This window comes from Streptomyces californicus (assembly GCF_000717645.1).
GTDB classification, from domain to species: Bacteria; Actinomycetota; Actinomycetes; order Streptomycetales; family Streptomycetaceae; genus Streptomyces; species Streptomyces californicus.
In genome coordinates this window covers 1-19,812 of record NZ_JNZZ01000032.1, presented here as the reverse complement: position 1 = coordinate 19,812, position 19,812 = coordinate 1, and the positions used below count along the sequence as shown (strand labels likewise).

Below are 19,812 nucleotides of genomic sequence, written 5' to 3'. Positions count from 1 at the left end.
GGGTCCGCCCCTCCTGCCGTTGTCACGTCTCCTGCCGTTGCCGCGTCACGGCCGTCGCGGCCTCACTGCGGGGGCGCTCCGTTGCCGCCGGGCCGCTCGCCCGGCCGGCCGTCGCCGTCCCCGGGCAGGGGCGGGATCTCCGGCGTGGTGGGCGGTGTGGTGGTCGGCGGCGGTGTGGTGGCCGGCGGGGCCGGCGTGGTCGGGGTCTCGCTGGGCGTCGTCTCGCTCGGCGACTCGGACGGCGTGTCCGACGGGGTCGGCTCCTCGGACTCGGTGGGCTCCTCGGACGGGGTGTCCGACGGCGTCGGCGGGGGCGGCACCTCGCCGCGCTCCACGTCCTGGAGGTCGAACGTCTTGTCCGAGCCGCCGCCGAGGGCGCCGAGGGTGTAGTCGGCCCAGATCCGGGCCGGGAAGCCGCCGCCGTTGGCGCGGCCGGAGTTGGCAGTACCGGTCAGGGAGACCTGCTTGCGGCCGCCGTCGCCCTCGCCGAAGAGGGCGACGACCGTGGTCAGCTCCGGGGTGTACCCGGCGAACCAGGCGGACTTGTTGTCCTCGGAGGTGCCGGTCTTGCCCGCCGCGTCGTAGGCGGAGGTGTTGGCCGCGCTGCCGGAGCCGGCGTCGACGACTCCGGTGAGCGCCTTGGTCACGGTGTCGGCGGAGGCGCGGCTGATGGCCTGCTCGCGCTTGGGCTTCTCCGGGGTCACCGTGCGGTCGCGGTGCTCGGCGGACTGGACGATGTGCGGGGTGACCTTGCGGCCGTGGTTGTCGAGCGTGGCGTACGCGCCGGCCATGTCCCAGGTCGAGGCGTTCATGGTGCCGAGGCTGACGGCGGGGCGCTCGGGGAAGTTCTTGTCCGGTACGCCGAGGGCGAGCGCGGTCTCCTTGGCCTTGGCCGGCGTCACGTCCACGATCATCTGGGCGAAGACGGAGTTGACCGAGCTGTTCATGGCCTTCTGGACGGAGATCGGACCGTAGCTGCGGCCGTCCTCGTTCTGCGGGTTGAACGGGGTGTCGCTGCCGACGACGGGCCGCTTGCTGGTCCCGTCGTAGACGGTGTTGAGCCCGATGAGGTTGCCGCTCTGGGTGGTGGACTCGTTCTCCAGGGCGGAGGCGAGCACCAGCGGCTTGAAGGTGGAGGCCGGCTGGTAGTCCTGGCGGGTCGCGTTGCTGATGTAGTGCTTGATGTAGTCCTCGCCGCCGTACAGCGCGACGACCTTGCCGGTCTTCGGGTCGACGGAGGTGGCCCCCGCCTGGACGCCCGCGTCGATCTTGCTGCCCTCGCGGTCGAGCTTGGACTCCAGCTGCTCGTCCACCGACTTCTCCAGCGCCTTCTGGCGCTTCTTGTCGACGGTGAGCGTGAAGGTCCAGCCGCCGGCCTCGCGGTCCTGCTCGGTGACGCCCTGCTTCTCCAGCTCCCGGTTGGCGGCCTCGACGAGGTAGCCCCGCTGGCCCTCCAGGCCCTGGGCGGGCTTGGGCTTCTGCGGGGCGGGGAACTCCAGACCGGCCTTCTCGGACGGGCTCAGCCACTTCATCTCGACCATGTTGCGCAGGGTGTAGGCCCAGCGCTCCTTGACCAGCTTCTTGCCGGTGGGGGTCGCGGAGTTCCAGTCGTACTGGCTGGGGGCCTGGAGGACGGAGGCGAGGTAGGCGCCCTGGGAGACGTTCAGGTCCTTGGCGTCCACGCCGTAGTACGCCTGCGCGGCGGCCTGGATGCCGCTGGCGCCGCGTCCGTAGTAGGCGGTGTTGATGTACCCGGCGAGGATCTCGTCCTTGGACTGCTTCTGGTCCACCTTGAGCGAGATCACCAGCTCCTGGAGCTTGCGGCTCACGGTGGGGTCCTGCGTCAGGTAGTAGTTCTTCACGTACTGCTGGGTGATGGTCGAGCCACCCTGCTTGCCCTTGCCGCTCACGGTGTTGAAGAGGGCGCGGGTGGTGCCCTTCAGGTCGACGCCCTGGTCCTTGTAGAAGGACTTGTTCTCGGCGGCGACGAACGCGTGCTGGACCTCCTTCGGCACCTCCGCCAGATCGATGATCTGGCGGTTCACCTTGCCGGTCCGGGCGAGGACGGTGCCGTCGCTGTACTTGTAGACGTTGCTCTGCCGCTCCGCCATGGCGTTGGCGGCGGGGACGTCGACGTACAGGTAGAGCGCGCCGAAGGCGCCCATGCCCAGCAGGACGATCCCGAAGAACGCGCCCAGCAGTTTCTTCCACGTGAAGAGTCTGCGTATGCCGCCGCTCTTCCCGGCCCGGCGCGACTCCTGCGCCTGGGCTCGTCGCGCATCCGCTCGACCCATTGCTGTGTGGCTCCCGCTTCTCTGCTCGACCGGCTCGCTCGGCCTCGTCGGTCCGCTCCGACCTGCCAGCTAACACCGACGGAAGGGACGAACGACGGGCGATCCCGCCTTTTGCGGACGTGAGAATCAGCACCCGCTCTCCCTGGAACCGACTCCTCAGGGGTGGACAAGGTTGCGAGATCAGATAATGTGTAATCACATTGCTAACGCGGTGCGATACCGCACGGAACGGGGGACCCCATGACCGCCCAGCACGACGACCACCGCCCGGACGCCCCGGCGACGGACCTCTCGATCGACGCCCCCGACATGCCCGAGCCGCAGGTCAGGGAGGTCACCGCGCACTCCATCCCGGGCGGCCTCGGACTGCTCCTGACCGTGCTCGGGGTCTTCGCCGGGGTCGGCCTCGCCGTCGTCGGCGGGGTGGTCGGGGCCGACGGGAACAACGCGGTCGGCGTCCCGCTCCTCATCCTCGGCATCCTCCTGGTGATCGCCTCGTTCTTCTGCATGAGCGGTGTGAAGATGGTCGCTCCGGGCGAGGCCCGGGTGATCCAGCTCTTCGGCCGGTACGTCGGAACGATCCGCGCCGACGGGCTGCGCTGGATCAACCCGCTGACCTCCAGCCGCAAGATCTCCACCCGGGTCCGCAACCACGAGACCGCCGTCCTCAAGGTCAACGACGCCTACGGCAACCCGATCGAGCTGGCCGCGATCGTCGTGTGGAAGGTCGAGGACACCGCCCAGGCGCTCTTCGAGGTGGACGACTTCCTGGAGTTCGTCGCCACCCAGACCGAGGCGGCCGTCCGGCACATCGCCATCGAGTACCCGTACGACGCCCACGAGGAGGACGGCCTCTCGCTGCGCGGGAACGCCGAGGAGATCACCGAGAAGCTGGCCGTCGAACTGACCGCCCGGGTGAAGGCCGCGGGCGTCCGGATCATCGAGTCGCGCTTCAGCCACCTCGCGTACGCCCCGGAGATCGCCTCCGCGATGCTCCAGCGCCAGCAGGCCGGCGCGGTCGTCGCGGCCCGCCAGCAGATCGTCGAGGGCGCGGTGGGCATGGTCGAGATGGCCCTGGACCGGATCGCCGAGCGGGACATCGTGGAGCTGGACTCCGAGCGGAAGGCCGCCATGGTCAGCAACCTGATGGTGGTGCTGTGCGGTGACCGCGCGGCCCAGCCGGTCCTCAACACGGGCACGCTCTACCAGTGACCGAGCAGACGCCTCCCCGGCGGGCGCCGGCGGCCCAGCCGCGGCAGCGCAAGCAGACGCTGCTGCGGCTGGACCCCGCGGTGCACGACGCGCTCGCCCGGTGGGCCTCCGACGAACTGCGCAGCACCAACGCGCAGATCGAGTTCCTGCTGCGGCGGGCGCTCGCGGAGGCGGGCCGGCTGCCGGGGTCCGTACGGCCGATCGCCCGGCGGGGGCGGCCGCCCAAGCAGGCGCCGGAGGGACCGGAGACCCCGGAGGCCGGGGGGAGCGTCCGGCCGCACGAGCCCTTGGAGGCCCCGGGGAGCCCGGAGCCCGGGGAGAGCGCCCCGCCTCACGTACCCCCCGAGGCCGGTGAGGCCATCCCGCCGCACGAGGCTTCGGAGGCCCTGGAGAGCCCGGAGGCCCCGGGGAGCCCGGAGCCGCCCGGAGGCCCGCCCGGGTCCGGGTGACCGATGCACCCCGGAGGCCCGCCCGTCTCCGGGTGACCGGCGCAGCCCGTGAACCCAGCGCTCACCGCCCCCTCGCGGGACAACACCCCCCGACCCCGGTCCGTTTTATGGGCCGGGGTCGCTTTTCGGACGCGTATACATCGCAGGTATACACCCCATGTACAGTTCTCCGCATGTCTATCGGTCACACCCTCCTCGGGCTCCTGGAGTCCGGCCCCCGACACGGCTACGACCTGAAGCGGACCTTCGACGAGAAGTTCGGCCAGGACCGCCCGCTGCACTACGGCCAGGTCTACTCGACGATGTCCCGGCTCCTGAAGAACGGGCTCGTCGAGGTCGACGGCGTCGAGAGCGAGGGAGGCCCCGAGCGCAAGCGGTACGCCATCACCGACGCCGGGATCACCGATGTCTCGCAGTGGCTGGACCAGCCCGAGAAGCCGGAGCCCTACCTCCAGTCGACCCTGTACACCAAGGTCGTCCTCGCGCTCCTCACCGGGCGCAGCGCCTCCGGCCTGCTGGACACCCAGCGCTCGGAGCACCTTCGGCTGATGCGGATCCTCACCGACCGCAAGCGCAAGGGCGACCTCGCCGACCAGCTCATCTGCGACCACGCGCTGTTCCACCTCGAAGCCGATCTGCGCTGGCTGGAACTGACCGCCGCCCGTCTCGACCAGCTGGCCAAGGTGGTGACCCCGTGATCCCCGAAGGCTCCCTGCTCTCCGCGCACGACCTGCGCAAGACCTACGGTTCGACGCCCGCCCTGGACGGCGCGTCGTTCTCCGTGCACCCCGGAGAGGTCGTCGCCGTGATGGGCCCCTCCGGCTCCGGCAAGTCGACCCTGCTGCACTGCCTGGCCGGGATCGTCAACCCCGACTCCGGCACCATCACCTACGCGGGCCGCGAGCTGTCCGCGATGTCCGACGCCGAGCGCAGCGCCCTGCGGCGCAGCGACTTCGGCTTCGTCTTCCAGTTCGGCCAGCTCGTCCCGGAGCTGACCTGTGTGGAGAACGTCGCCCTGCCGCTGCGGCTCAACGGGGTCAAGCGCAAGGCCGCCGAGCGCACCGCGCTGGAGTGGATGGAGCGCCTGGAGGTCGACGGCCTCGGAGGCAAGCGCCCCGGCGAGGTCTCCGGTGGACAGGGGCAGCGGGTCGCCGTGGCCCGCGCCCTGGCCGGATCGCCGAAGGTGATCTTCGCGGACGAGCCGACCGGCGCCCTGGACTCCCTCAACGGAGAACGAGTGATGGAGCTGCTCACCGAGGCCGCCCGCTCCTCCCACGTCGCCGTGGTCCTGGTGACCCACGAGGCCCGGGTCGCGGCCTTCTCCGACCGTGATGTCACCGTGCGCGACGGCCGGGCCCACAATCTGGAGTACTCCGCATGATCCTGCTCGACAAGCCCGGCACGACCGGCGCCCCGGCGCCCCCGCGCCCGGCGCCGCCCTCGCGCGGGGCCGCGGTCCTGCGCGACCTCGGGCTCGGCATCCGGTTCGCGGCCGGCGGCGGCCGCGAGGGCTGGATCCGTACGCTGCTGACCGCCGTCGGCGTCGGCCTCGGCGTCGCCCTGCTGCTGCTCGCCTCCTCCGTACCGCATCTGCTGGACGCGCGGAGCGCCCGCGACCAGGCGCGCAAGGAGTCCCCGGCCTCCACGGCGTCGCAGTCGGGGAGGACGGACCGCTCCGTGCTGCGGGTCGACGCCGGCTCCGATTTCGGCGACGAGACGATCAGCGGCTTCCTGATGCGCGCGGAGGGCGCGGACCCCGTGCTACCGCCGGGCATCGACCGCTTCCCCGCACCGGGCACGATGGTGGTCTCTCCCGCCCTGAAGGAGCTGCTGGCCTCGCCGGGCAGCGGGCTGCTGCGCGAGCGGCTGGCGTACCGGATCACCGGCACGATCGGGGACGACGGTCTGCGGTCGCCGGGCGAACTCCGCTACTACGCGGGCAGCGACACCCTGACGACCGCCCGGGGCGCCCACCGGATCACCGAGTACGGCGGCGCCGGCGAGACCGACCCGGTGCCGCCGCTGCTCGTCGTGCTCATCGTGATGGTCTGCGTGGTGCTGCTGGTGCCGGTCGCGATCTTCATCGCCACCGCCGTCCGGTTCGGCGGCGACCGCCGCGACCGCCGGCTCGCGGCGCTGCGCCTGGTCGGCGCGGACATCCGGACGACCCGGCGGATCGCCGCCGGGGAGGCGATGTTCGGTGCGCTGCTCGGGCTGCTGCTTGGGCTGGCGTTCTTCCTGGTGGGCCGGTTGTTCGTCGGCTCGGTGGAGCTGTGGGACGTCAGCGCGTTCCCCGCCGACGTCGTCCCCGATCTCCGGCTGGGCCTGCTCATCGTGGTGGCGGTGCCGCTGACCGCCGTCCTCGTCACCCTGCTGGCGATGCGGTCCGTGGTGATCGAGCCGCTCGGCGTCGTCCGCCGGGGGCGCGAGCGCGGGCGCAGGCTCTGGTGGCGGCTGCTGGTGCCGGCGGCCGGTCTGTCGGTACTCGTCATGAAGGGCCGGGTCGGCGAGTTCGATCCGGTCGATCCGGTCCCCATAGCGACCGGGGCCGTCCTGGTGCTGGTCGGTCTCGCCCTGCTGCTGCCGTGGCTGGTCGAGGCGTGCGTGAACCGGCTCCGCGGCGGTCCGGTGCCCTGGCAGCTCGCCACCCGGCGGCTCCAGTTGAGCAGCGGGGCCGCGTCCCGCGCGGTCAGCGGGGTGACGGTCGCGGTGGCGGGGGCGATCGCGCTCCAGATGCTCTTCGCCGCGATGAGCGCCGACTTCCACCGGGCCACCGGCGAGGACCCCTCGCGAGCCCAGTTCGCCGCCTACTCCGAGGACGTCACCGGCGACGCCGCGACCTCGGCCATCGAGCGGTTCCGCGCCACCGAGGGCGTCGACACGGTGATCGGCTCGGTGGAGGCGTACGCGACCAAGCCCGGGACGTACGCGGAGGACGACGTCACCCCCACCACCTCGCTGACCATCGGCACCTGCGCGACCCTGCGCGAGCTGGCCCGGATCGACCGCTGCGAGGACGGCGACGCCTTCGTCGTGCACCCCCCGGGCGACGAGGAGCAGGCGGAGTGGGTGGACCGGACCGCCCGCAAGGGGAAGACCGTCCTGATCGGTGAGGGCATGGGCCGGGAGCCGTTCCGGTGGACGCTGCCCGCCGACACGCCGACCGTCACGGCGCGCAAGGACCCGATGGGCGAGATCCACCACGGAATCATGGCGACCACCGGGGCGCTGGACGCGAGCAAGCTGCCCGGCGCCACGATCGTCGCGCAGATCCGGGTGGACGATCGGGTGCCGGACATCGCGGAGTATGTACGCAACACGGCGTACCGGATCGACCCGGGGATGCGCTTCGTCGAGCTGAACCCCGTGGCGCGCGACCGCATGTACGACAGCGTGCGGACCGGCCTCCAGGTCGGGGCGACCGTGGTGCTGCTGCTGATCGCCGCCTCGATGCTGGTCTCCCAGCTGGAGCAGTTGCGCGAGCGCAGGCGGCTGCTGTCGGTGCTGGTGGCCTTCGGCACTCGGCGCTCCACACTCGGCTGGTCGGTGCTGTGGCAGACCGCCGTACCGGTGGCGCTCGGCCTCGCGGTGGCGGTCGCGGGCGGTCTGGGTCTCGGCGCGACGCTGGCCTGGATGATCCACAAGACGGTGGTCGACTGGTGGCTGTTCTGGCCGATGGTCGGCGCCGGGGCCGGGCTGATCGCCGTGGTGACCCTGGCGTCGCTGCCCCCGCTGTGGCGCCTGATGCGCCCGGAGGGCCTGCGCACCGAGTAGCACCCGCCCGATCCGGATGCGGCCGGGGCCCCGGGAACGGGACCCCGGCCGTACGCGTGCGTGCCCCGGTGGCCGGGACCCCGGCCGTACGCGTACGCGGCCCCGGTAACCGGGACCGCCTTCTAGGAAGCCGCGTCCCGGGCGCCGACCGGGCGCACCGGCAGGGGCTTCATCGCCTCGCGCAGGGCGGCCGCCAGCTCCTCGAACTCGCCGCCCCGCGCCGACCCCGTCCGCATCGCCAGGGCGACCCGCCGGGTGGGGGCCGGGTCCGCGAAGTAGCCGGTGGCCAGGGCCTCGTTGCGGCCGGTCTCCACGGTCACGGCAGTGCGCGGCAGCAGCGTCACCCCGAGGCCGCCGGCGACGAGCTGGACCAGGGTGGAGAGCCCGGCGGCCGTCGTGGTGACCGGTGCGCCCTGGGTGCGGCCGGCCTCCCGGCAGATGTCGAGTGCCTGGTCACGCAGGCAGTGCCCTTCGTCCAGGAGCAGCAGCGGCAGCTCGCGCAGGGCGTCGCGCGGGATGTCGGACCGGCCGCCGAGCCAGTGCTCCTGCTCCATGACCAGCACGAAGTCCTCGTCGAACAGCGGGATCTCGGTGACGCCCGGCACCCCGAGCGGGACGGCGAGCAGCAGCAGGTCGAGCCGTCCGGCGGCGAGCCCCTCCAGCAGCGAGGAGGTCTGCTCCTCGTGGACCTGGAGGTCGAGGTCCGGGTAGCGCTCGTGGACGAGCCGCAGCACGGTGGGCAGCAGGTACGGGGCGACGGTCGGGATCACGCCGAGCCGCAGGACCCCGGTGAACGGGGCCCGGACCGCCTCCGCCTCCTCCATCAGCGCGGCGACGGCGTCCAGCACCGCCCCCGCCCGCACCGCGAGCCGCTCCCCCGCGGGCGAGAGCAGCACCTTGCGCGTCGTACGCTCGATGAGCTGGACACCCAGTGCCTCCTCCAGGGTGGACACCGCCCCGGAGAGCGCGGGCTGACTCATCCCGATTGCTGCCGCCGCGTCCCGGAAGTGCAGATGTTCCGCCACCGCGGTGAAGGCGCGCAGCTGCGACAGGCTGGGCTGCTTGCCGTGCTGCTTGGGGCGTATGCCCTGGTTGGCCTGGCTCACTGATAGGCACCTCCGATCATCTCGACCGAGTGTAGCTATTTCCGTGATCAATGCACTCTGTGCCAAGGTGGGAGGCGTCCAACCCTCAGGAAGGCCCTCAAAAAGGGAATTCCAGACGTTGCAAGGAGAGCGCGTGCTCACTGTCGGTGACAAGTTCCCCGAGTTCGACCTGACTGCTTGTGTCTCGCTGGAGAGCGGCAAGGAGTTCGAGCAGATCAACCACAAGACCTACGAGGGCAAGTGGAAGATCGTCTTCGCGTGGCCGAAGGACTTCACCTTCGTGTGCCCCACCGAGATCGCCGCCTTCGGCAAGCTGAACGAGGAGTTCGCCGACCGCGACGCGCAGATCCTCGGCTTCTCCGGTGACTCCGAGTTCGTGCACCACGCCTGGCGCAAGGACCACCCGGACCTGACCGACCTGCCCTTCCCGATGCTGGCCGACTCGAAGCACGAGCTCATGCGTGACCTCGGCATCGAGGGCGAGGACGGCTTCGCCCAGCGCGCCGTCTTCATCGTCGACCAGAACAACGAGATCCAGTTCACGATGGTGACCGCCGGTTCCGTGGGCCGTAACCCCAAGGAGGTCCTGCGGGTCCTCGACGCCCTGCAGACCGACGAGCTGTGCCCGTGCAACTGGACCAAGGGCGAGAACACCCTGGACCCGGTCGCGCTCCTCTCGGGCGAGTGAGCTGATACCGACATGGCACTCGACGAACTGAAGTCCGCCATACCGGACTTCGCCAAGGACCTGAAGCTGAACCTCGGTTCGGTCATCGGCAACAGCGAGCTTCCGCAGCAGCAGCTGTGGGGCACCGTGCTGGCCTGCGCGATCGCCTCGCGTTCGCCGAAGGTGCTGCGCGAGCTGGAGCCCGAGGCCAAGGCCAACCTCTCCGCCGAGGCGTACACCGCGGCGAAGTCGGCGGCCGCGATCATGGCGATGAACAACGTCTTCTACCGGACCCGGCACCTGCTGTCGGACCCGGAGTACGGCACGCTCCGCGCGGGCCTGCGGATGAACGTCATCGGCAACCCGGGCGTGGAGAAGGTCGACTTCGAGCTGTGGTCGCTCGCCGTCTCCGCGATCAACGGCTGCGGCCAGTGCCTGGACTCCCACGAGCAGGTGCTCCGCAAGGCCGGCGTGGACCGCGAGACCATCCAGGAAGCCGTCAAGATCGCCTCGGTGATCCAGGCGGTCGGTGTGACCCTCGACGCCGAGGCCGTACTCGCCGAGTAGTGACACCGCACCACCCCTGACACGGGGAAGAGCCCCGGGGACGACCGACCGTCCCCGGGGCTCTTCGCTGTCCGGCTCCTCCGCGCGGTGCGACCGGCCGCGCCCTACTCCTGCGGCGGCCGGTTCTCCGGCGGGCGTCCGTCCGCCGGGGCGTCCTCGGCTCCCACGTCCGAAGCGGACGGGGCGGGCGGAGCGGGTGGAGCGCCCGGTGAGCCGGGCGCGGGACCGGTGTGCGCCGGGCTCATCGACAGGGCGGTGGCCCCGTGCTGCCCGCCGCGTTCGCCCGGTTGCCCGTACGAGCGCAGATAGCCGACCACCGTGTTGGTGACGGCGACCAGCGGGACGGCGACCACCGCGCCGCCGATGCCCGCGACCAGGCCGCCGGTCGCGACCGCCAGGACCACCGCGAGCGGGTGGACCCGCACCGCCCGGCCGAGGATGAACGGCTGGAGGATGTGGCCCTCGATCTGCTGCACCGCCAGGACCACCACCAGCGCCCACAGCGCGGTCCACACGCCCTCGGTGACCAGCGCGACCACCACGGCGAGCGCCCCGGAGACCACGGCGCCGACCAGCGGGATGAAGGCGAACAGGAAGATGAAGACGGCCAGCGGCACCGCGAGCGGCACGTTGAGGACGTAGAGGCCGAGGCCGATGAAGATGGCGTCGATCAGGGCGACGAGCACGGTGCCGCGCACGTACGCGGTCAGGGTGCGCCAGGCGCGCGGACCGGCTCCGGCGACCCCGGGGCGGGCGGCGGCGGGCACCAGCTTGAGCGACCACTCCCAGATGCGCCGGCCGTCGTAGAGCAGGAACAGCGTGGAGAACATCGCCAGCAGCAGCCCGGTCAGGAACTCCACCATCACGGTGACGCCCTGGAGGCCGGCGGAGGTGATCTCCTCGGTGTTGGTGCCGATGGTGTCGCTGAGGTTCTTGGCGATGTCGTTGATCTGCGACTCGGTGACGTGGAACGGGCTGTCGAGCGCCCAGCGCTTCAGCTCGTCGATACCGTCGCGGACCCGGTCGGAGAGCGTGTCCAGGTTGTCCATCACCTGCCACACCACGAACCAGCCGACCAGCCCGATGATGACGAAGCCGAGGACGGCGGTCACGGCGGTGGCGAGCCCGTGCGGCAGCCCGAACCGCTTGAGCCGCACCACGGTCGGCTGGAGCATCGCGGTGACGAGCAGGGCGGCGGCGAAGGCCAGCACGACGAGCTGGACCGCGCTGATCACCCGCATCAGCACCCAGAGCGTCCCGGCGAGGACGAGGAGGCGCCAGCCGGCCTCGGCGGCGACCCGCATCCCCCACGGGAGCGCGGCCACCGGATCGGGCTTGGCGGCGACCGACGGGGCGTACGAGGGGGGCGCGGGCACCTGGGCGAGCTCGTCGTCCGGGACGGCCCCCTTCGCGGTGAAGGGCTCGTCATCGGCGGCGGCCCGCGCGCGGCGTTCGTCCAGCCGCTCGCCCAGCTCCGTGAGTTCGGCCCCGAAGCGGCCCAGCCAGCCCGGTAGTTTCGACATGCCTGCTTTCCTTCCCCCATCTCCGCTGCTCAGCGCTCCGGGATACGACTCGGCGCTTCTCGCGGCGCCTTCCGCGTACCCCGGATGCGCCAGGATGCGACGGTACACGCGCGAGGCCCCTCACCGTACGGACGGTGAGGGGCCTCGGAGGTCGAGCAGGCGGGTGCGGGGACGCGCCCTAGTACCAGTTGTTGGCCTGCCAGAAGGACCAGGCGCCGCACGGGGAGCCGTAGCGGCTGTCCATGTAGCTGAGGCCCCACTTGATCTGGGTGGCCGGGTTGGTCTGCCAGTCGGCGCCGGCGGACGACATCTTGGAGCCGGGGAGCGCCTGCACCAGTCCGTACGCACCGGAGGACGGGTTGCTGGCGCGGTAGTTCCAGGTCGACTCGTGGTTCACGATGTTGCTGAAGCACTGGAACTGGTCGGCGGGGACCATCTGACGGGCCATCGCCTGGACCTGGGCCACGGTGTACGAGCCCTGGGCGGCGAACGAGGACGCGTCGCGGACGGAGGAACGGCTGGCGCGCTCGGCAGCCTTCTTCTCCTTCGCCTCCTTCTCCGCCTTGCGCTCGGCCTCCAGCCGGTCCTCGGCCGCCTTCTTCTTGGACTTGGCGTCCTTGGCGGCCTGGAGACGGGCGGACTCCTCGGCCGACTTCTTCGCTGCGGCGTCGGCGGCGGATGCCTGGGCATCGGCCTGCTGCATCAGCGAAGCGGTCTGGACCTGGGCCTGCTGGCCCGCGGGGATGTCTGCGAGCAGCGTGGTATCGGCTGCGGCTGCCTCGAAGTTGTTGTCGTCGGCGGCAGGAGCGCCGCCCGCAGCAACGCCTACGACGGCGCCTACGGTGGTGACCGCGGTGGCAGATGCCACGGCGAACCCCCGGACCGAGATCCGGCTCACATGGTGTCCTTCCAGCGTCGCCCGCTTAGGTGACCTCGCGGGCGCGTTCGTGCCCCTGGCACTGGCCTCCCTACTGCATGGGTCACGGGAGGCACGGGCCCGGTGCGCAACCTCGGTGAGAAGGTTGCCGCGTGGTGCTCGCGGGCGGCATACGGGCGTCTCGTCTTGAGTTGTGTGGTGCGTGGCGCCTCTGGAGGTGCCCAAGTGCCGTATGCGGGGCCTGACGGAAGCAAGACTCTGCCGGACGGGGACGCAGGGAGGCAATTCCATGTTGCGTGGGAAACGTCACATCCCGTTTGGCCCCCCGGTTTTACGGAAATGACGGCGCAGCAGCATGCCGCCCGGCTAAGCTCTTTGGCTCGCCGGGCGGCATCAACGGGACATGCGGGTCAGATCTGGCCTTCCTCCAGCATTTCGGTCACCAGCGCGGCGATCTGCGAACGCTCCGACCGCGTGAGCGTGACGTGCGCGAACAGCGGATGGCCCTTCAGTTTCTCGACGACGGCGACGACTCCGTCGTACCGGCCGACCCGGAGGTTGTCCCGCTGGGCCACGTCGTGGGTGAGCACGACACGCGAATTCGCCCCGATCCGGGACAACACGGTCAGCAGGACGTTCCGTTCGAGCGACTGGGCCTCGTCGACGATCACGAAGGCGTCGTGCAGCGAGCGGCCCCGGATGTGGGTGAGCGGCAGGACCTCCAGCATCCCGCGCCCCAGCACCTCCTCGATGACCTCGCGCCCGGCGACCGCCGAGAGCGTGTCGAAGACCGCCTGCGCCCAGGGGCTCATCTTCTCGGCCTCGCTGCCGGGGAGGTAGCCGAGCTCCTGGCCGCCCACCGCGTACAGTGGGCGGAAGACCATCACCTTCTTGTGCTGGCGGCGCTCCAGCACGGCCTCCAGACCGGCGCAGAGGGCCAGCGCAGACTTGCCGGTGCCCGCGCGGCCGCCCAGCGACACGATGCCGACGTCGCTGTCGAGGAGGAGGTCGAGCGCGATCCGCTGCTCCGCGCTGCGCCCGTGGATGCCGAACGCCTCCCGGTCGCCGCGCACCAGCCGTACGTTGCCCTCGGCGGTGACCCGGCCGAGCGCCTTGCCCCGTTCGGACTGGAGGACCAGACCGGTGTGCACGGGCAGCTCGGCGGCCTCGGGAACGTACAGCGTCTCCTCGGCGAACAGCAGGTCGATCTGTTCCCCGGCGAGGGACAGTTCGCTCATGCCGGTCCAGCCGGAGTCCGTGATGGCGAGTTCCGCGCGGTACTCCTCGGCGAGGAGGCCGACGGAGGACGCCTTGATACGGAGCGGCAGGTCCTTGGAGACGACCGTGACGTCGTACCCCTCGGCCTGGAGGTTGCGCGCGACCGCGAGGATGCGTGAGTCGTTGTCCCCCAGGCGGTAGCCGGCGGGCAGGACCCCCGGGTCGGAGTGGTTCAGTTCGACGCGGAGCGTGCCGCCCAGCTCGCCGAGCGGGATCGGGGCGTCGAGGCGGCCGTACCGGACCCGGAAGTCGTCCAGCAGGCGCAGGGCCTGCCGGGCGAAGTAGCCGAGCTCGGGATGGTGCCGTTTGGCCTCCAGTTCCGTGACCACCACGATCGGCAGCACGACTTCGTGCTCGTCGAAGCGGGACATGGCCCCGGGATCGGCGAGCAGGACGCTGGTGTCGAGAACATAGGTGCGCCGGTCGGACATGCGGCGCTTGCTGCTGGTCACCACGGAAGGACGTACCCCCTCGGACGAGGTCGGGGAGTGCGACGAACGGTCGCGGAACTCCCCGAAAGGAGAGGACGGACCGGGATCGGGCGCCTGGGCGCGGACCGGACCACGGCCACCGCATCGGCCGCGGACTCTCTACGGTCCTTCGTGCGCAAAGGGCCTCCCGGGCGAGCGGGCTGGGTGCCGCTCACTTGGACGCGACATCCGCCTGGTTGATGACCGGACGTCGACCTGACAGGGGTATTCCCTGTTCGGTCCGAAGCCATGCCGCCGCATATGACACGGTGTGGAGAAGTCCCGGTGGACGCGCGATGACCCGTCGGCAGACGCCCTTCGGCTCCCCCGGCGCGGGTACCGGGGGAGCCGAAGGGATCGGGCGGACGGGCGGTCGCGCCAGAGGCGCTCGGGCGTCGTTACGGCGGTGGAGTGCGGGCGGGCGTACAAAGGCGCTCAGGCTCCGTAGCGGCGGCGGCTGACGGGCGTGCGTACGGAAGCGCTCAGGCTCCGTAGCGGCGGTGGCGGGTGTGCGTACGGAGGCGTCCGGCTCCGCGGCGGCGGCTGACGGGCGTACGTACGGAGGCGGTCAGGCTCCGTAGCGGCGGTGGCGGGCGGAGTAGTCGCGCAGCGCCCGCAGGAAGTCGACCTTGCGGAAGGCCGGCCAGAAGACCTCGCAGAAGTAGTACTCCGAATGGGCGCTCTGCCAGAGCATGAAGCCCGATAGGCGCTGCTCGCCGCTGGTCCGGATCACCAGGTCGGGGTCGGGCTGGCCCCGGGTGTAGAGGTGCTCGGAGATCAGGTCGGTGGAGACGATCTCGGCCAGCTCCTCGAAGGTGGTGCCCTTCGCCGAGTGCTCCTGGAGCAGCGAACGCACCGCGTCCGCGATCTCCTGGCGGCCGCCGTAGCCGACCGCGACGTTGACGATTATCCCGTCGATGCCCGACGTCGCCTCCTCGGCCTCCTTGAGAACCGTCTGCGTCTCGGCCGGGAGCAGGTCGAGCGTGCCGACGTGGTGGACGCGCCAGCGGCCGTCCGCCGCGAGGTTGCGCACGGTGTTCTCGATGATCCCGAGGAGCGGCTTCAGCTCGTGCTCGGGGCGGTCGAAGTTGTCCGTGGAGAGCATCCAGAGGGTGACGACCTCGACATCGGTCTCGTCGCACCAGCCGAGCAGCTCGGAGATCTTGTCCGCGCCGGCCTGGTGGCCCTGCACGGCCGATCCTCCGGACGCCTTGGCCCACCGCCGGTTGCCGTCGAGGATGACCCCGATGTGCTTGGGCACCTGATCGTGGTCCAGGCGGCCTTCCACCCGGCGCGCGTAGAGCCTGTACACCAGGTCGCGGAAGTTCACTGCTTTCACCCTCTCGGTTCCGTACGGGCCCGTGGCCCGCCCTCCCCGTCGCCGGGGGTCCGGGGGCCGTCCCCCGCGGGGGATCGCTGCACGGCCTGCGCCGCACGGACGCGCCCTGAGCGGTCCGCACCCCTTACCACTGGACACGGCCGCGCGGGCCTGCGCCGCGCCGCACATCGGCATTCCCCGAAGCCGCCACATTACTGCGAGCGGGTCACGGGGGCCCAACCCGGTGTGTCACAACTCCGTGATAAGGAGTGAAACGTGACTGATTACCTCTCCCCCGATCTGTACTACCGCGCCGCCGACACGCGCTACGACGCCATGGAGTACCGCCGCACCGGGCGCAGCGGCCTCAAGCTCCCCGCCCTCTCGCTGGGCCTGTGGCACAACTTCGGCGACGACCGCACCCTGGAATCCCAGCGGGCGATCCTGCGCCGCGCCTTCGACCTCGGAGTCACCCATTTGGACCTGGCCAACAACTACGGCCCGCCGCCCGGTTCGGCCGAGCTGAACTTCGGCAAGCTCTTCGCCCAGGATTTCGCCCGCTACCGGGATGAACTGGTCATCTCCACCAAGGCCGGGTATCTGATGCATCCCGGCCCGTACGGCGAGTGGGGCTCGCGGAAGTACCTGCTGTCCTCGCTCGACGCCTCCCTGAAGCGGATGGGCGTGGACTACGTCGACATCTTCTACTCGCACCGCTTCGACCCGGACACCCCGCTGGAGGAGACGATGGGCGCGCTGGCGTCCGCCGTCCGGCAGGGCAAGGCGCTGTACGCGGGCGTCTCCTCGTACACCGCGGAGCAGACCGCCGAGGCCGCCCGGCTGCTCAGGGAGATGGGGGTGCCGGCGCTGATCCACCAGCCGTCCTACTCCATGATCAACCGCTGGATCGAGGACGACGGACTGCTGGACACGCTGGAGGCGGCCGGGATGGGCTGCATCTCCTTCGTGCCGCTCGCCCAGGGCCTGCTCACGAACAAGTACCTGAACGGCATCCCGGAGGGCTCGCGCGCCACCCAGGGCAAGTCGCTCGACCCGGGGCTGCTCTCGGACGAGGTGGTCCGCCGGCTCAACGGGCTCGACGGGATCGCGCGCGGCCGGGGCCAGTCGCTCGCCCAGCTCGCGATCGCGTGGGTGCTGCGGGACAGCCGTATGACGTCGGCCCTGATCGGCGCGTCGAGCGTGAAGCAGTTGGAGGAGAACGTGGCGGCCCTCGCGGCCCCGGCGCTGACCGCCGACGAGCTGCGGGAGATCGACGCGTTCGCGGTGGACACGGCGGGCACCAACATCTGGGCGGGGCGCGGCTGAGGCGCTGAGGAGGGCCGGCCTGGGGGGGGCCGCCCAGGCGGTGCCTGCGTGGAACCGTCCCGGCGGGGGCCTGCTCCGGGCTTGCGGAGGGCCGTCGGGGCCTGCTCCGGGCCTGCGGAGGGCCGACCGGGGGCTGCTGAGGTGCCGCCTGCGTGGAACCGTCCCGGCGGGGGCACGCTCCGGGTCTGCGGAGGGCTGTCGGGGTGGGCTCGCAGGTGTGCGGGCGGACCGTTGCGGGGCCCTCGCGGCCCCCTGTGGGTGACCGCTGCGGGAGCCCATGCGGCCCGCTGCCGGCGACCGTTGCGGTGGGCTCACGCGCGCCACGGGTCGGCCCATGAAAAAACGGGCCGGTCCGTGGGGGGGATACGGACCGGCCCGAGGGGGGGTTTCCACCATAACCCTTCGTAAGTCCTGCCGCGTGCCACGCCACTCCGCCCTCACTCTCCGGAATCGGCGGACCGCGCTCCGAGCAGGCGGCACCCAGCCCTGACCTCGTCGGCGGCCCGCGTTATCGGCCTCCGTATCGAGGGGTCGCCGGACGCCACCGCCTTGACGCCCCCGCCTGACGTCCCCGCCTTGACGCCCCCGCTCGCGCCCCGGGAGGCGGCGGCGGTGCCCGGCGCGCACACCCGGGTGCTGCAGGGCCCCGGCCGCCGGTGGCCGCCGCGGACACGGGCTGCCGCGCACGGACGTCCGTACGGCGGCGCTGCTCGGGAGCCGCGCGAAGAGGCCCGGGATGCGTGGGGCGGGTCAGGGGGCGTTCGGCGGGGGCCCGGGAGGCGTGGGCGGGTCAGGGAGCGTTCGGCGGGGGCCCGGGGGCGAAGCGGATCGCCATCGTGTCGCCGGCGACGACCACGAAGTCCCCCTCCTCGCAGCGGATCACGGCCTGGAGCACCTCGCCGTCGGCGTCCCTCAGCTCCTGGGTGCCGACGACCGTCCACACTCCCCCGTACGGGACCGGCGGGAGCTGGACCGGCGGGGCGTGCCGCCAACGGCTCGCCGGTAAGCACCAGTCGGGCAGCCGCGGCCAGGCGCCCGGGGTGACGCGCAGCGTGCGCTCGGAGGTGCAGGTCAGCAGGACGGACTGGCCGTCCGCGAGGACGAACTCGACGGCCTCCGGCTCACCCGCCGGCCCCTCGGGCCGGTAGTACACGCCGAGGACGGCGGTGATCCCGGCCCCCGTGAGCCAGTCGGCCTTGCCGCGCCGGGCCCGCCCGGCGGGCACCGCGCACTCCTCTGGCTCCACGGTCATGACCGCCCTCTCCTTCGCTCTGCGTGTGTGCGTCGCTCCGATGGGTAGGACGGCTCTCCGGTCGATCCCGTTGCGTGTGGGCGCCGATGAACTGGCGTACGGGGAGGGCGGGTTGAGCGGATCGGCGCGGCCTGGCCCCGGTCACCCGGGTTTGCGGGCCTCGATCAGGAAGCGGGTGGTGTGCGCGAGGAAGGGCCCCTCCTCCTCGATCCGCCGGTGCAGTGCGGCCAGTCGGGGCCGGTACTGCTCGACGGTGAAGCCGGGCACCATCCAGATCACCTTGCGGAGGAAGTAGACCACCGCGCCGATGTCGTGGAACTCGGTGCGCAGCTCCTCGAAGCGCAGGTCCACCACGTCGAGCCCGGCCGCCGTCGCGGCGGCCCGCGCGTCGTCGGGGTGACGGGCGCGGCGGATCTCGGCCGGCTGCGGGCCGAGGAAGTACTCGACGAGTTCGAAGACGCTGGCCGGACCGACCTGCTGGGAGAAGTACGTCCCGCCGGGGGTGAGGACGCGGGCGATCTCCTCCCACCACGTGGTAACCGGATGGCGGCTGACCACGAGGTCGAAGGCGGCGTCGGCAAAGGGCAGCGGCGGCTCGTCCTCGTCGGCGACGACGGCCGCGCCGAGCGGGTGCAGCAGGGCGGTGGCTCGGGCGACGTTGGGCGGCCACGCCTCGGTGGCCACGGTGACCGGCGGGAGCTTCGGCGCGGAGGCGAGCACCTCGCCGCCCCCGGTCTGGAGGTCGAGCGCGGCGCGGGCCCGGCCGAGCCGGTCGGCCATCGCGCGGGCGTACCCCCAGGAGGGGCGCTGCTCGGTGGCCCGGCCGTCGAGCCAGGAGAAGTCCCAGCCGTCCACGGACACGGCGTCGGCCTCGGCGACGAGGGCTTCGAACCGGTCGCGGGAGGCCGCGGAGGCGAAGGCCGGGGGCTCTTCGGGGGCGGGGTCGGGGGTGGGGGTGGGTCGTTCGGACATGGGGGAATCGTGTCAGGCGGGGAACGGGGGCGCGAATGGATTGCGTGCCGTACGGGCTGTATCGACTGCCGTACAGGGCTGTACTGGGTGACGTGCGGGGCTGTGCTGAGTGTCGTACGGGGCTTACGCGGCCAGGGCGCCCAGCAGCAGGCCGGCCAGCGCTCCGGTGATCATGAACGGGCCGAAGGGGATGCCCGTCTTCCGCCCCGCCCCGCGCAGGAGCACCAGGCCGAGTCCGTACGCCGCACCGAACAGGAACCCGGCGAACCCGCCGACGAACAGCACCGCCCAGCCGTACCAGCCGAGGGCCACGCCCAGGGCGAGGGCGAGCTTGACGTCGCCGAAGCCCATGCCGTTCGGGTTGATCAGGAAGAGCAGGAAGTAGAAGCCGCCGAGTGCCAGACCGCCCAGCAGGCCGGAGGTCCAGGACCCGGCGGCCCCGGGGAGCAGGGCCGCCCCGCCCAGCAGCAGGACCGCCGCGGCCGCCAGGGGCAGCGTCAGCGGGTCGGGCAGCCGGTGGACCCGCCGGTCGACCACGGCGAGGAGCACCGCGACAGGCGTCAGCGCCAGCCACGCGGCCAGCTCCGGCCGCGCCCCGGTGGCGGCGGCGAGGGCGACGCAGACGACCGCGGTGACGACGGGGGCGAGCAGGCGGGGCGCGTAGACGGGGGCGGTGGCAGGCGTGGGGATCGCGGCAGGCGTGGGGGTGATGGGGTGGGGGGCCGGG

Annotated in this window: 16 protein-coding genes and 1 pseudogene; 8 read left to right on the top strand and 9 right to left on the bottom strand. The window is 71.8% G+C overall.

Going from position 1 to position 19,812, the window contains the following annotated elements:
• Window positions 1-62: 62 nt before the first annotated feature.
• Entirely contained in the window at window positions 63-2,294 is a 2,232-nt protein-coding gene (locus tag IF19_RS0130350; protein ID WP_030115308.1) for a transglycosylase domain-containing protein, read from the bottom strand.
• Between the two features lie 240 nt (window positions 2,295-2,534).
• Here IF19_RS0130350 and IF19_RS0130345 point away from each other — a divergent pair, with 240 nt between their 5' ends.
• From IF19_RS0130345 to IF19_RS0130325, 5 genes and pseudogenes are all read left to right on the top strand, one after another.
• Window positions 2,535-3,506, top strand: coding sequence for an SPFH domain-containing protein (locus IF19_RS0130345; RefSeq protein WP_030115307.1), 972 nt, complete (start codon window positions 2,535-2,537; stop codon window positions 3,504-3,506).
• Window positions 3,503-3,757, top strand: a pseudogene (locus IF19_RS1000000138970) (type II toxin-antitoxin system antitoxin); the annotation flags it as partial. The gene IF19_RS0130345 and the pseudogene IF19_RS1000000138970, both read left to right, overlap by 4 nt.
• A 371-nt stretch (window positions 3,758-4,128) precedes the next feature.
• Window positions 4,129-4,653 (top strand): PadR family transcriptional regulator, encoded by a 525-nt coding sequence (locus IF19_RS0130335; protein WP_030115305.1) that lies wholly within the window; start codon window positions 4,129-4,131, stop codon window positions 4,651-4,653.
• A complete protein-coding gene (locus IF19_RS0130330; RefSeq protein WP_030115304.1) occupies window positions 4,650-5,336 on the top strand; it encodes an ABC transporter ATP-binding protein in 687 nt (228 codons plus the stop codon). The genes IF19_RS0130335 and IF19_RS0130330 overlap by 4 nt, the downstream gene beginning before the upstream one ends.
• Window positions 5,333-7,729: an ABC transporter permease gene (locus IF19_RS0130325; protein ID WP_030277621.1), complete on the top strand. Its 2,397-nt coding sequence runs from the start codon at window positions 5,333-5,335 to the stop codon at window positions 7,727-7,729. Before IF19_RS0130330 ends, IF19_RS0130325 begins: the two co-directional genes overlap by 4 nt.
• A 122-nt stretch (window positions 7,730-7,851) precedes the next feature.
• Here the strand turns inward: IF19_RS0130325 and IF19_RS0130320 are convergent, their stop codons facing one another.
• A complete protein-coding gene (locus IF19_RS0130320; protein WP_078580434.1) occupies window positions 7,852-8,835 on the bottom strand; it encodes a hydrogen peroxide-inducible genes activator in 984 nt (327 codons plus the stop codon).
• Window positions 8,836-8,968: 133 nt separating this feature from the next.
• Here IF19_RS0130320 and IF19_RS0130315 point away from each other — a divergent pair, with 133 nt between their 5' ends.
• Together IF19_RS0130315 and IF19_RS0130310 are read left to right on the top strand one after the other, a co-directional pair.
• Window positions 8,969-9,523, top strand: coding sequence for a peroxiredoxin (locus IF19_RS0130315; protein WP_003966619.1), 555 nt, complete (start codon window positions 8,969-8,971; stop codon window positions 9,521-9,523).
• A 12-nt stretch (window positions 9,524-9,535) separates the two neighbouring features.
• Entirely contained in the window at window positions 9,536-10,069 is a 534-nt protein-coding gene (locus tag IF19_RS0130310) for an alkyl hydroperoxide reductase (protein ID WP_030115299.1), read from the top strand.
• Between the two features lie 104 nt (window positions 10,070-10,173).
• On the opposite strand, the gene IF19_RS0130305 is transcribed toward IF19_RS0130310, so the two are convergent.
• The 4 genes from IF19_RS0130305 to IF19_RS0130290 form a co-directional block, all read right to left on the bottom strand.
• The gene (locus IF19_RS0130305; RefSeq protein WP_030115298.1) at window positions 10,174-11,592 is read right to left on the bottom strand and encodes an AI-2E family transporter; all 1,419 of its coding nucleotides are present in this window, start codon (window positions 11,590-11,592) and stop codon (window positions 10,174-10,176) included.
• 178 nt (window positions 11,593-11,770) lie between these two features.
• On the bottom strand, window positions 11,771-12,490 hold the full coding sequence (locus IF19_RS0130300) for an aggregation-promoting factor C-terminal-like domain-containing protein (protein ID WP_030115297.1): 720 nt from the start codon (window positions 12,488-12,490) through the stop codon (window positions 11,771-11,773).
• 389 nt (window positions 12,491-12,879) lie between these two features.
• Window positions 12,880-14,202, bottom strand: coding sequence for an RNA 5'-3' helicase PhoH2 (phoH2, locus tag IF19_RS0130295; RefSeq protein WP_030115296.1), 1,323 nt, complete (start codon window positions 14,200-14,202; stop codon window positions 12,880-12,882).
• A 583-nt stretch (window positions 14,203-14,785) separates the two neighbouring features.
• Entirely contained in the window at window positions 14,786-15,547 is a 762-nt protein-coding gene (locus tag IF19_RS0130290; RefSeq protein WP_030115295.1) for an isoprenyl transferase, read from the bottom strand.
• A gap of 264 nt (window positions 15,548-15,811) precedes the next feature.
• On the opposite strand from IF19_RS0130290, the gene mgrA reads away from it, so the two are divergent.
• Window positions 15,812-16,861, top strand: a complete 1,050-nt coding sequence (mgrA, locus tag IF19_RS0130285) for an L-glyceraldehyde 3-phosphate reductase (protein ID WP_030115294.1) — start codon at window positions 15,812-15,814, stop codon at window positions 16,859-16,861.
• Between the two features lie 790 nt (window positions 16,862-17,651).
• Here the strand turns inward: mgrA and IF19_RS0130280 are convergent.
• From IF19_RS0130280 to IF19_RS0130270, 3 genes are all read right to left on the bottom strand, one after another.
• Entirely contained in the window at window positions 17,652-18,113 is a 462-nt protein-coding gene (locus tag IF19_RS0130280; RefSeq protein ID WP_030115293.1) for a hypothetical protein, read from the bottom strand.
• A 141-nt stretch (window positions 18,114-18,254) separates the two neighbouring features.
• Complete coding sequence (locus tag IF19_RS0130275; protein WP_030115292.1) at window positions 18,255-19,085, bottom strand: class I SAM-dependent methyltransferase; 831 nt, start codon at window positions 19,083-19,085, stop codon at window positions 18,255-18,257.
• 123 nt (window positions 19,086-19,208) lie between these two features.
• On the bottom strand, window positions 19,209-19,812 hold a 604-nt coding region (locus IF19_RS0130270; protein WP_030290199.1), incomplete at its 5' end, for a prepilin peptidase.